General features: G+C 67.0%; 10 protein-coding genes. 6 read left to right on the top strand and 4 right to left on the bottom strand.

Going from position 1 to position 11633, the window contains the following annotated elements:
• Positions 1 to 316 precede the first annotated feature (316 nt).
• Together F1599_RS19615 and parC are read left to right on the top strand one after the other, a co-directional pair.
• Positions 317 to 2320, top strand: coding sequence for a DNA topoisomerase IV subunit B (locus tag F1599_RS19615; protein WP_149317872.1), 2004 nt, complete (start codon positions 317 to 319; stop codon positions 2318 to 2320).
• Positions 2321 to 2349: 29 nt separating this feature from the next.
• Entirely contained in the window at positions 2350 to 4674 is a 2325-nt protein-coding gene (gene parC, locus F1599_RS19610; protein ID WP_150084185.1) for a DNA topoisomerase IV subunit A, read from the top strand.
• A 135-nt stretch (positions 4675 to 4809) separates the two neighbouring features.
• On the opposite strand, the gene F1599_RS19605 is transcribed toward parC, so the two are convergent.
• The 3 genes from F1599_RS19605 to F1599_RS19595 all read right to left on the bottom strand — a co-directional run bounded on the left by F1599_RS19605 (position 4810) and on the right by F1599_RS19595 (position 8106).
• Positions 4810 to 6408: a SulP family inorganic anion transporter gene (locus F1599_RS19605; RefSeq protein WP_223819771.1), complete on the bottom strand. Its 1599-nt coding sequence runs from the start codon at positions 6406 to 6408 to the stop codon at positions 4810 to 4812.
• A 207-nt stretch (positions 6409 to 6615) separates the two neighbouring features.
• A complete protein-coding gene (locus F1599_RS19600; protein ID WP_150084184.1) occupies positions 6616 to 7248 on the bottom strand; it encodes a carbonic anhydrase in 633 nt (210 codons plus the stop codon).
• Positions 7249 to 7509: 261 nt separating this feature from the next.
• The gene (locus F1599_RS19595; RefSeq protein WP_223819770.1) at positions 7510 to 8106 is read right to left on the bottom strand and encodes a LysE/ArgO family amino acid transporter; all 597 of its coding nucleotides are present in this window, start codon (positions 8104 to 8106) and stop codon (positions 7510 to 7512) included.
• Positions 8107 to 8211: 105 nt separating this feature from the next.
• Here F1599_RS19595 and F1599_RS19590 point away from each other — a divergent pair, with 105 nt between their 5' ends.
• Positions 8212 to 9183 carry a LysR family transcriptional regulator ArgP gene (locus F1599_RS19590; protein ID WP_317845758.1) on the top strand — a complete coding sequence of 324 codons (972 nt, stop codon included), beginning with the start codon at positions 8212 to 8214 and terminating at the stop codon, positions 9181 to 9183.
• A 155-nt stretch (positions 9184 to 9338) separates the two neighbouring features.
• On the opposite strand, the gene F1599_RS19585 is transcribed toward F1599_RS19590, so the two are convergent.
• Entirely contained in the window at positions 9339 to 9917 is a 579-nt protein-coding gene (locus F1599_RS19585; protein WP_150084182.1) for a flavin reductase family protein, read from the bottom strand.
• A 336-nt stretch (positions 9918 to 10253) separates the two neighbouring features.
• Between F1599_RS19585 and F1599_RS19580 the strand changes: the two genes are divergently transcribed.
• The 3 genes from F1599_RS19580 (at position 10254) to F1599_RS25965 (ending at position 11580) form a co-directional block, all read left to right on the top strand.
• Positions 10254 to 10556, top strand: coding sequence for a type II toxin-antitoxin system HigB family toxin (locus F1599_RS19580; RefSeq protein WP_128313642.1), 303 nt, complete (start codon positions 10254 to 10256; stop codon positions 10554 to 10556).
• Between the two features lie 18 nt (positions 10557 to 10574).
• Entirely contained in the window at positions 10575 to 10946 is a 372-nt protein-coding gene (locus F1599_RS19575) for a helix-turn-helix domain-containing protein (RefSeq protein ID WP_066690583.1), read from the top strand.
• Positions 10947 to 11016: 70 nt separating this feature from the next.
• Positions 11017 to 11580, top strand: a complete 564-nt coding sequence (locus F1599_RS25965) for a MerR family transcriptional regulator (RefSeq protein ID WP_190286412.1) — start codon at positions 11017 to 11019, stop codon at positions 11578 to 11580.
• Positions 11581 to 11633 lie beyond the last annotated feature (53 nt).

Here is an 11633-nt window from a genome sequence, read left to right as displayed (position 1 = left end):
TGGTCGTCGCCGTCGACTTGCCCTGCCGGGCAATCGTGCTGGCGAGTGTACTCCGCATCGAAAACGCGCGTCGGCCGTCGCGAAATTCACCCGGCCGGCCAGGGTTTTATGCCGGCGGGGTGACGCGGCGGACGCGCGGGCGAGGGTCCGCCGCGGCCGCAAGCAGGCACGCCGGCCGCGCCGGAAGGGGCAGAATTCCCCGCTTGATACGGGATTGGCGGCGCCGGCGTTCCATTACAATGCAGGCTGCCCGGCCTGGCCGGCCCTCCCGATGCGGATGTCCGACGGCCGCGATTCCCACTTTCGTAACGACTCCATGGCGAGCAAACCCAGTCAGTACAGCGAATCTTCCATCCGCGTCCTGAAAGGACTGGAGCCGGTCAAGCAACGACCCGGCATGTACACCCGCACCGATAACCCGCTGCACATCGTGCAGGAGGTCATCGACAACGCCTCCGACGAGGCGCTGGGCGGCTTCGGCAGCGAGATCGTCGTCACCCTGCATCGCGACGGCAGCGTCAGCGTCGAGGACGACGGCCGCGGCATTCCGGTCGGCATCCACCCCGAGGAAAAGGTGCCGGTCGTCGAGATCGTCTTCACGCGGCTGCACGCGGGCGGCAAGTTCGACAAGGGCAAGGGCGGCGCCTACGCGTTCTCGGGCGGCCTGCACGGCGTCGGCGTGTCGGTGACCAATGCGCTGTCGACGCGGCTGGACGTGTCGGTCTGGCGCGACGGCAATTTCTCCACGCTGACCTTCTCCGGCGGCGACGTGACCACGCCGCTGACCACGCGCAAGATCGAGCGCGGCGAGAAGAAGAACGGCACGCGCGTGCAGGTCTGGCCCGACGCCAAGTACTTCGATTCGGCGACGATTCCGCTGGCCGAGCTGCAGCGGCTGCTGCGCAGCAAGGCGGTGCTGCTGCCCGGGGTCAAGGTCACGCTGGTCATCGAGAAGAGCGGCGGCCAGGAGCCGACCGTGCAGACCTGGCAGTACGACCAGGGCCTGAAGGGCTATCTGATCGAGGCGCTGGCGCAAGGCAGCGGCGCCGAGCTGGTGATCCCGATGTTCGAGGGCGAGCATTTCGCCGATCCCGACGCCAATGCCGGCGAGGAAGGCTTCGCCGAGGGCGAGGGCGCCTCGTGGGTGGTGGCCTGGACCGAGGAAGGCGCGCCGGTGCGCGAATCCTATGTGAACCTGATTCCCACGCCGGCCGGCGGCACGCATGAGTCCGGCCTGCGCGAGGGGCTGTTCCAGGCCGTCAAGAGCTTTATCGAGATGCACGCGCTGCTGCCCAAGGGCGTCAAGCTGATGTCCGAGGACGTGTTCGCGCGCGCCTCCTTCGTGCTGTCGGCCAAGGTGCTGGACCCGCAGTTCCAGGGCCAGATCAAGGAACGGCTGAACAGCCGCGACGCGGTGCGGCTGGTCTCGACCTTCAGCCGCCCGGCGCTGGAGCTGTGGCTGAACCACCATGTCGACTACGGCAAGAAGCTGGCCGAGCTGGTGATTCGCCAGGCCCAGGCGCGTACGCGCGCCGCGCAGAAGGTCGAGAAGAAGAAGGGCTCCGGCGTGGCCGTGCTGCCCGGCAAGCTGACCGATTGCGAATCGACCGACGTGTCGCGCAACGAGCTGTTCCTGGTCGAGGGCGACTCCGCCGGCGGCTCGGCCAAGATGGGCCGCGACAAGGAATTCCAGGCCATCCTGCCGCTGCGCGGCAAGGTGCTGAACACCTGGGAGACCGAGCGCGACCGCCTGTTCGCCAACAACGAGGTGCACGACATCGCGGTGGCGATCGGCGTGGACCCGCACGGCCCCGACGACGAGCCCGACCTGTCGAACCTGCGCTACGGCAAGATCTGCATCCTGTCCGATGCCGACGTCGACGGCGCGCATATCCAGGTGCTGCTGCTGACGCTGTTCTTCCGCCATTTCCCCAAGCTGATCGAGCAGGGCAACGTCTACGTCGCGCGCCCGCCGCTGTATCGCGTCGACGCGCCGGCGCGCGGCAAGAAGCCCGCGCAGAAGCTGTACGCGCTCGACGACGGCGAGCTCGAGGCGATCCAGGACAAGCTGATCAAGGACGGCGTCAAGGAAGGCGCGTGGCAGATCTCGCGCTTCAAGGGCCTGGGCGAGATGAGCGCCGAGCAGCTGTGGGAGACCACGATGAACCCCGACACGCGCCGGCTGCTGCCGGTGGCGCTGGGCGAATACGACCTGCCGAAGACGGTCGGCGTGATGAACATGCTGATGGGCAAGGGCGAGGCCGCGCAGCGGCGCAACTGGCTCGAGGAACGCGGCAACGAAGTCGTGGCCGACATCTGACGGCCGCCGACGGCAGGTATTGAGCATCCATGGAACAACAAGACATTACGTTTCAACCCGACGAGCCGGCCGATTCGCTGACGCTCGCCCATTACGCCGAACGGGCCTATCTCGACTACGCGATCAGCGTGGTCAAGGGCCGCGCGCTGCCGGAAGTGGCCGACGGCCAGAAGCCGGTACAGCGCCGCATCCTGTTCGCGATGCACGAGATGGGGCTGCGCGCCGACGCCAAGCCGGTCAAGTCGGCGCGCGTGGTCGGCGACGTGCTCGGCAAATTCCACCCGCACGGCGACCAGTCGGCCTACGACGCGCTGGTGCGGCTGGCGCAGGACTTCTCGCTGCGCTATCCGCTGATCGACGGCCAGGGCAACTTCGGCTCGCGCGACGGCGACGGCGCGGCGGCGATGCGCTACACCGAGGCGCGGCTGACGCCGATCGCGCGGCTGCTGCTCGACGAGATCGACCAGGGCACGGTCGACTTCGCGCCGAACTACGACGGCTCGATGGAAGAGCCCAGGCTGCTGCCCGCGCGGCTGCCCTTTGTGCTGCTCAACGGCGCGTCCGGCATCGCGGTCGGCATGGCCACCGAAATCCCGCCGCACAACCTGCGGGAGGTCGCGGCGGCCACGGTGGCGATGATCCGCAATCCGAACATCACGCTGGCCGAGCTGCTGGCGCTGATGCCGGGCCCCGACTATCCCGGCGGCGGCCAGATCATCTCTTCGCCGGCCGATATCGCGCAGATCTACGAGAGCGGCCGCGGCAGCCTGAAGGTTCGCGCGCGCTGGATCATCGAGGACATGGCGCGCGGCCAGTGGCAGCTGGTGGTCAACGAGCTGCCGCCCGGCACCTCGGCGCAGAAGGTGCTCGAGGAAATCGAGGAGCTGACCAATCCGAAGGTGCGCGCCGGCAAGAAGTCGCTGACGCCGGAACAGCTGCAGCTCAAGCAGACCATGCTGGGCGTGCTCGACGCGGTGCGCGACGAGTCCGGCAAGGATGCACCGGTGCGGCTGGTGTTCGAGCCCAAGAGCAAGAACATCGACCAGCAGGAGTTCGCGCAGACGCTGCTCGCGCATACCAGCCTGGAGTCGGGCGCGCCGATCAACCTGGTGATGATCGGCACCGACGGGCGTCCGCGGCAGAAGGGCCTGATCGAGATCCTGCGCGAATGGATCGCCTTCCGCTTCGAGACGGTGACCCGCCGCAGCCGGCATCGTCTGGCCAAGGTCGAGGACCGCATCCATATCCTCGAAGGCCGGATGCTGGTGCTGCTCAATATCGACGAGGTGATCCGCATCATCCGCGAGGGCGACGAGCCCAAGCCGGCGCTGATGCAGGCGTTCGGCCTGTCCGAGCGCCAGGCCGAGGACATCCTCGAAATCCGGCTGCGCCAGTTGGCGCGGCTCGAATCGATCCGCATCGAGCAGGAGCTGAAGGACCTGCGCGAAGAGCAGGCCGACCTGGACGTGCTGCTGAAGTCCGAGACGATGATGCGCCGTCGCATCATCAAGGAGATCGAGGCCGACGCCAGGCAATACAGCCCGGCCGACAAGGACCCGCGCCGCACGCTGATCCAGGAGGAGCGCCGCGCCGCCGCCGAGCTGCGCGTGATCGACGAACCGGTCACCGTGGTGGTCTCGCAGAAGGGCTGGGTGCGCACGCGCCAGGGCCATGGCCACGATCCGCAGCAGTTCGCCTTCAAGGCGGGCGACGCGCTGTACGGCACCTTCGAATGCCGCACCATCGACGTGCTGCTGGCGTTCGGTACCAATGGCCGCGTCTACTCGGTGCCGGTCGCGGGCCTGCCCGGCGGCCGCGGCGACGGCGTGCCGCTGACCACGCTGGTCGAGCTGCAGGCGGGCACGCAGATCGCGCATACCTTCGCCGGCACGGCCGAGCAGCGCATGCTGATCGCCACGCGCGGCGGCAACGGCTTCCAGAGCAAGATCGGCGACATGATCAGCCGGCAGAAGGGCGGCAAGTCCTTCCTGACGCTCGACGATGGCGACGCGCCGCTGGCGCCCGCGCCGATCGGCGACGAGGCGACGCACGTGGCCTGCCTGTCCGGCAACGGCCGCCTGCTGCTGATCGCGCTGGACGAGATCAAGGTGCTGTCCGGCGGCGGACGCGGCGTGATCCTGATGGAGCTGGAGCCCAAGGAAACGCTGCAGCAGGTCGCCGCGGTGGGTGCCCCCGGACTGATGGTGTCCGGGCAGGGCCGAGGCGGCAAGGCGTCGTCGCAGAAGCTGGCCGGCGCGAACCTGCTGCCGTACGTCGGCAAGCGCGCGCGCAAGGGCAAGGCGGTCGAGCTCAAGCTCAAGGAGATGTCGATCGAGCCGGTCAAGGCCGATTGATGGCCGATTTGGTGGCCGATTGATCGTGGGCTGATCGTCGGTTGATCGTCGTTGATCGACGGTTGATCGACGGTTGATCGACGGTTGATCGACCACCCCCGCCGCCCGCCGCCAGCGTCGCGACGCGGGCGGCCGCTACGACCCGGCGGCGGCCAATGCCGCCGGCAGGCGCGACGCCGGCCCCGGCGTGCGCAGCGTGACATCGATGCCGGCGACCCGCGCCGCACGCTGGAAGTCGGTCAGTGTCTCTTGGATATCGTGGTCGATGCGCTCGCAACGGGTTGCATCGATGATCAGTTTTCCGCCGGCTTCCACCTTCGCCAGATGGCGCCGCAGCTGCGCCTTGTGGAAGAACGACACGTCCTTGTGCAGGCGAAGCAGATAGCAGTCCTCGTAGCGCGTCAGCGAGATCGCGCTCCGCGCGTGATGGCGCAGCGTGAAGGCGATCCCCACCGCCATGCCGATGGCGATGCCGAACAGCAGGTCGGTGGCCAGGATGGCCGCGATCGTGACGACGAATGGCAGCGCCTGTGCCGGGCCCTTGCGCCAGGCCTCGACGAACAGCGCGGGCTTGGCCAGCTTGTAGCCCACGTGCAGCAGGATGGCGGACAGCGCCGCGAGCGGAATCCAGCGCAGCAGGTCGGACAGGAACAGCACGCTGGCCAGCAGCAGCACGCCATGCACGACCGCCGACACCTTGGTGCGTCCGCCCGCGCTGATATTGGCCGAGCTGCGCACGATCACCGCGGTCAGTGGCAGCGCGCCGAGTAGACCGGCGACCATATTGCCGACGCCCTGCGCGTACAGCTCCCGGTTGGGCGGCGCCACGCGGCGCATCGGGTCGAGCTTGTCGACGGCCTCCAGGCTCAACAGCGTCTCCAGGCTTGCGACGATCGCCAGCGTCAGCGCGACCACATACAGATCGGGATTGGCCAGCGCCGAGAAGTCGGGGCGCGCCAGTTCGGCCAGCAGAGACGCCGGACCATCGATGGCCGGCAGCTGCACCAGATGGTCAGGAGCCAGCGCGGCATCGGGGCTCGCATGCAGGGCGAAGCGCTGGTACAGCACACCCCACAGCACCGCCAGCAGCGGTGCCGGCAAAGCCCGCAGCGCGCGACGCTGCCGGATGAAATCGGTATCCCACAGCACCAGGATCGCCAGCGCCACTGCCGCCACCGTCAGGTTGCTGCCCGACACCATGCCGAGCGCCTGCTGAGCGGCCTCCGCCAGGCCCGCCTCGTCGACCAGCCGGCTGTCCAGCGGCGCCGACGAGGGCAGGCCGAGCGCGACCGGCAGTTGCTTGATGATCAGCAGCAGGCCGATCGCGGCCAGCATGCCCTTGATCACGGCCGACGGCACCAGTGCCGCGATATCGCCGGCGCGCAGCCACGCGAAGACGATCTGCAGCGCGCCGGCCAGCATCACCGCGACCAGGAAGGCGGAGAAGCCGCCGAGCGTCGAGATTGCGCCGACGACGATCACGACGAGGCCGGCCGCGGGGCCGCTGACGCTCAACTGCGAGCCGCTCAGCATGGCGACCACCACGCCGCCGATCACGCCGGCCAGCAGGCCCGACAACAACGGTGCGCCGGAGGCCAGCGCGATGCCCAGGCACAGCGGCAGGGCAACGAGAAATACCACCACGCCGGCGGGAATGTCGCGGCCGAGGTGGCGCAGATAGGCGTCGCGCAAGGACGGGATGGAGACGGTCGGGGTAGGGGGCGCCGTGTTCATAGGGGTCGATGCGATGGAGGGTTGGACGAAAGGGTGGCTCATCGCCGCCACGAACGCGGGGCCGAGCGGCTCGATGTCAGCCGCCGGGTCCGGCGTTCGCGACGACGACGGTGGGACGACGATGCCGCCGCGGCAACAGCGAGTTGCTGCAGCGTTTCGTAGACCCTGTGTGCTCTGTATTTGGGGCGGCGTCAGCGCGCCAATGTGTCAGGCCGCCAGCGGTTCCGGGGACGCGTCGGCGTCGGTGCCATCGAGGCACAGGCGCTCTTCCAGCAGGCCCGTTTCCAGCGAGTAGATCCACGCATGCAGGCGCAGCGCGCGGCCGCTGTCCCACACCTTGCGCACCAGCGGCATCCCGGCCAGCTTGCGCACCTGCGCGATCGCATTGAGTTCGACCAGCCGCGCGGTGCGCGCGTCGTCGTTGTCGAGGCGATCGAGTTCGCCGCAATGCGCGCGATAGACCTGCCGGATCTTGTCCAGCCGCGCATCGACGTGGGGCAGCTCCGGCACGCGCGCCAGCGACGCACGCACGCCGCCGCAGCCCTGATGCCCGCAGACGATGACGTTGCCCACGCGCAGCACCTCGAGCGCGTACTGCAGCACGCTCATCAGATTGGGGTCGTCCTCGCACACCAGGTTGGCGATGTTCCGGTGCACGAACAGATCGCCGGGGTCGGCATTGGTGATCAGCTCCGCGGGCACGCGGCTGTCCGAGCAGCCGATCCACAGCACGTCCGGCGCCTGGCGCACCGCCAGACGCTTGAAGCGGTCGGGATCGCGTGACAACACTTCGGTGGCCCAGGCGCGGTTCTCTAGCATCAGGCGTTTGGCGACTTCCATGGTGGCTCCCTGCTGGCGGACGGTTGGCATGGTGACGGCCGCCGAGGACCTCGTGCACTGCGCCAGCGTGAACTGCGGGCGAGTCGATGTCGTAGTGCACTGCATCAGTGCACCACGGTCGCGGTGCCGTACGGCGGAACAACTCTTCGTCCAGCCGCGGCGAAAGTGAGTTCCGTGTTACATCGCACAAATTTGTGCAACGCAGAATTCGGCCGCATTGAAAGCGGGGAAGCGCCTTTGCCGGTCTTGTGGTCGCCCTCGCTAGCCCAGCACCAGCGTCAACGCCAGGCCCATCATCACCGCCGCGATGGCGCCGTCGAGGCAGCGCCATGCCATCGGCCGGCGGAACAGCGGCGCCAGCAGTCCGGCGCCGTAGGCCAGCGCGAGGAACCACGACAGGCTCGCCAGCGCGGCGCCGAGGCCGAAGAACCAACGGCCATCGCTGCCATGCTGGCTCGCCAGCGCGCCGAGCAGCACCACGGTATCGAGATAGACGTGCGGATTCAGGAAGGTGAAGGCAAGACAGGTGGCCAGCGCGGTCGCCAGCGGCAATGGGGCCGCGGCCTGCAGCTCGACCTTGCCGGCATCCAAGGCGCGGCGTGCCGCCATCAGGCCGTAGACCGCGAGGAAGGCCGCGCCGCCATAGCGCGTCAGCGTCAGCCAGCCGGGATGCGCGTGCAGCAGCGCGCCGAGGCCGGCGATGCCGACGCCGATCAGCAGCGCATCGGAGGTGGCGCACAGCAGGGCCACCGGCAGGCGATGCTGGCGCCGGATGCCGAGCCGCAGCACGAAGGCGTTCTGCGCGCCGATCGGGATGATCAGCGCCAGGCTGGAGAGGAAGCCGGCCGTCAGGGGCATGTCGATCTTCATCGGGAGGGGACCGGGAAGTTGGAAGGCCCTCACCTTAGCTTTGCCGTGGTCAAAAGAAAAACTAAACTTCCTTGTCCTGGATTAGAAACACTAATGATGAAAATCGACAACGGCCAGCTGGCCGCCTTCGCCGCCGTGCTGCAGGAAGGGAGTTTCGAGGCCGCGGCCCGGCGCCTGCATGTCACGCCCTCGGCCATCAGCCAGCGCATGCGCCAGCTCGAGGAGCGGCTCGGCCAGGTGCTGCTGCAACGAGGCAGCCCCTGCCAGCCGACCGCGGCCGGCCGCACGCTGGCGCGCTATACCGAGCAACTGGCGCTGCTGGAAGCGGAAACGCTGGCCGAACTGGGCGATGCCGATGGCAATGGCCTGCGGGGCACGAGCGGGATGCCGCTGCGCGTGCCGCTGGCCGTCAATGCCGATTCGCTCGACAGCTGGTTTCCCGCCAGCTTCGACGCCTTGCCGGCCGAGCCCGCGATGGTGTTCGATCTGCGCGTCGAAGACCAGGACCATTCGGCGACGCTGCTGCGCGAGGGCGTGGTGATGGCGGCGGTCAGCGCCAGCGCCGAGCCGGTGCAGGGCTGCACGGTCGAACCGCTCGGCATCATGCGTTATCTCGCCGTGGCTTCGCCGCTGTTGATCGCGCAGGCATTTGCCAAGGGCGTCAACGCCGCCAGCCTGTCGCGCACGCCGATGCTCGCCTTCAATCGCAAGGATGCGCTGCAGGCGCGCTTCATCGCGCTGCTGATCGGGCCCGATGCCGAGCAGCCGATGCCGCCGATTCACTACGTGCCCTCGACCGCCGGCTTCGTCGCGTTTGCCCAGCGTGGGCTCGGTTGGGGCATGATGCCCGAGCCCTTCGTGCGCGAGCCGCTGGCGCACGGGACGCTCGCCGAATTTGCGCCGCGCCGGCATCTGGACGTGCCCTTGTACTGGCACCGATGGCGGCTGCGCTCGCCGGCGCTCGACGCCGTCACGCGCGCGGTGCGGCAGGCGGCGTCGTTATCGTTGCGGTCGTTGGGGGCGCGGGCGCCGATGCGCCCGTCGCGGGCGGGGAAGGAGCGCTGAACGATCGCGCTCGGCTTCGCGTTCGGCTCAGGGTTTGGTTCGGGCAGTCGGCTGGGCGGCGATCCCGATCGCGCTCGCGTTCGGCTCAGGGTATCGGTCTGGCGACTGGCTTGGCGGCAAACACGATCGCGCTCGGGTTCGGTCGAGCGATTGGGTCAGCCGATCGGCTTGGCGACGATTGTCGAGGATGAACGCACGAAATTGCCGCCGCCCAGATGATGGATCGTGTGCAGGGCCTCGTTGCCCGCATCGAACTTCCACCGGCCATTGGCGAACACGCGCGGATCCGCGGCCGCGGCCACGACCTCGCCGAAGCAGGTGTCGTAGGTATCCTCGGTATGCGCCTCCGGAATCAGCCGGCACTCCATCCACGCGCTGCAGCCCGCTTCGATCAGCGGCAGACCAAGCTCGGGACCGGTGATGGCCGCGATGCCGAACTGCGCGAACTTGTCGACGTCGCGGCCCGTGGCGCTGCCCACCGCGTAGGTCATATCGATGGCGGCCGCGCCGGGGATGCAGATGCCAAAGCTGCCGCTGGCCGCGACCAGCTCGCGCGTGAAGGTCCGCTTGTCGATCACGATCGCAATGCGCGGCGGCGTGAATTCGACCGGCATCGACCAGGCGGCGGCCATCACGTTGCGGCGGCTGCCGTCGCTGCTGGTGACCAGCACGGTCGGGCCATGGTTGATCAGGCGGCTGGCGTATTGCAGGGGGACGGGGTGGAAGGCGGTCATCGGTTTCGCTCTGCTTCGATGAAATGTGAAGAGTGATTGCCGCGATAATGCCATCGCTCCGTCGATCTGGATGGTTTGGGTCCGCAAAGCTGAAAAACAAAAACCCGCGGAGCTTGCGCTGTCGCGGGTTTCAGGACATCGATTTGCGGATGTCGTCGGACGGAATACTGGTGGCGGAATACGGAACCGAACCCGCGCCCGCATATGAGGTTCTTTAGAAAAGCACTGATCTTGAGGGTGCTCGCCTCTATCAAATGGCCGTTTTGCATCGTGGGAACCCCCTGTTGGGCCAGCCTGCCGTTGCAATAGTCCCAAAATGGGACTAAACTCCGACCAATGCGAGTGATTGCTGTGTCCACCCTTCGAGCCTTCTGGGAGCGCCATCCCGACGCCGAGCAGCCGCTGAAGGCTTGGTATGAGGAAGCAACGAATGCGACCTGGACTCAGCCCGCAGACATCAAGGCGCTGTACCGCAGCGCCAGCGTGCTGAAGAACCGTCGCGTGGTCTTCAACATCAAAGGCAATGATTACCGGCTGATCGTGGCCGTTGCGTACAAGTTGCAGATCGTCTACGTGAAGTTCGTCGGCACCCACAAGGAGTACGACGCAGTGGACGCAGAAACCGTTGAAATGGCCTGACCGGCCACGGAGGAAAACATGGACATCCGCCCTATCCACACCGAAACAGACTACAAGGCCACGCTTAAAGAGATTTCGGCCTTGATGGAGTCCGACCCTGATCTGGGCACGCCGGAGGGGGATCGCCTGGATATCCTCGCCACGCTGGTGCAAGCCTACGAGGCCAAGCACGTGCCCATCACTGCGCCTGATCCAGTAGAAGCCATCAAATTCCGGATGGATCAAAGCGGTCTGTCCGTTAAAGATCTCGAGCCGATGATTGGCAAAAGCAACCGCGTCTACGAAGTCCTGAGCCGCAAGCGCCCGTTGACGCTGGCCATGATCCGCAGGCTGCACAAGAGCCTGGGCATCCCGGCCGACGTGCTGATTGCGGAGACGGCCGCAGGGTAATCATCGAACACTGAGCTTGGCTTCTACAAGGAACAGCGTTGTCATGGGGGCATCAGTCTTGGAGAAGAAGATGCATTACCCCGTGATGACCGAAAGGCAGCTTGCCGCCCGCTGGAAGATCAGCCTGAAAACCTTGCGACGCTGGCGTTCTGACAACGAAGGGCCCACCTGGCACAAATTGTTCCAGTATGTCCGTTACCACGAAGCCGACATCCTCGGCTTCGAGCGACAGAGCGCGCAGCACTGGTCAGCGATTCTTGGTGACGGTGAACGCGTGCCCAAAGTCGTGACTCGGCCGCAGGAACAGCCTGAAACGGAAGAAGATGCCGGGGCGTTCTACGTCACGGCCCAGGATGTGATTGAGGCGACCGGACTGCCCAAACACTGGTTCACAACCCCGGAATACCGTGCCAGGAAGCAGGTTCCACATCTGGCCTTGGTTGGCAGCGTCCGCTTCTCGCTGCAAGCCCTCTGGGAATGGGAGCAAAACCACAGCACTGTCGGACGGCCGCCGGAGCCCAAAGCACCCCGACAACCAGATACGGAGCCAGAGCCTGCACCGCCATCGCGCGTGCCACTATGGCATGAACTCGCCCGGGAACTGGACAGAGAACAGTTCGATTCCACTTCGTAGTCCGAACAAATGTCCCCGGTTTTGGCCCAAAGTCCACCGTTTCGGCCATTTGT

This window comes from Cupriavidus cauae (genome assembly GCF_008632125.1).
In the GTDB taxonomy this organism is placed as follows: Bacteria; Pseudomonadota; Gammaproteobacteria; order Burkholderiales; family Burkholderiaceae; genus Cupriavidus; species Cupriavidus cauae.
Note: the sequence above shows the minus strand (reverse complement) of the source record. Positions and strands in the feature narration are given on the sequence as shown.

Excerpts from the sequence above, each read along its gene's own strand:
- F1599_RS19615 (WP_149317872.1), top strand. The coding sequence starts at position 317 with ATGGCGAGCAAACCCAGTCAGTACAGCGAATCTTCCATCCGCGTCCTG.
- parC (WP_150084185.1), top strand. The coding sequence starts at position 2,350 with ATGGAACAACAAGACATTACGTTTCAACCCGACGAGCCGGCCGATTCG.
- F1599_RS19605 (WP_223819771.1), bottom strand. The coding sequence starts at position 6,408 with ATGAACACGGCGCCCCCTACCCCGACCGTCTCCATCCCGTCCTTGCGC.
- F1599_RS19600 (WP_150084184.1), bottom strand. The coding sequence starts at position 7,248 with ATGGAAGTCGCCAAACGCCTGATGCTAGAGAACCGCGCCTGGGCCACC.
- F1599_RS19595 (WP_223819770.1), bottom strand. The coding sequence starts at position 8,106 with ATGCCCCTGACGGCCGGCTTCCTCTCCAGCCTGGCGCTGATCATCCCG.
- F1599_RS19590 (WP_317845758.1), top strand. The coding sequence starts at position 8,212 with ATGATGAAAATCGACAACGGCCAGCTGGCCGCCTTCGCCGCCGTGCTG.
- F1599_RS19585 (WP_150084182.1), bottom strand. The coding sequence starts at position 9,917 with ATGACCGCCTTCCACCCCGTCCCCCTGCAATACGCCAGCCGCCTGATC.
- F1599_RS19580 (WP_128313642.1), top strand. The coding sequence starts at position 10,254 with ATGCGAGTGATTGCTGTGTCCACCCTTCGAGCCTTCTGGGAGCGCCAT.
- F1599_RS19575 (WP_066690583.1), top strand. The coding sequence starts at position 10,575 with ATGGACATCCGCCCTATCCACACCGAAACAGACTACAAGGCCACGCTT.
- F1599_RS25965 (WP_190286412.1), top strand. The coding sequence starts at position 11,017 with ATGCATTACCCCGTGATGACCGAAAGGCAGCTTGCCGCCCGCTGGAAG.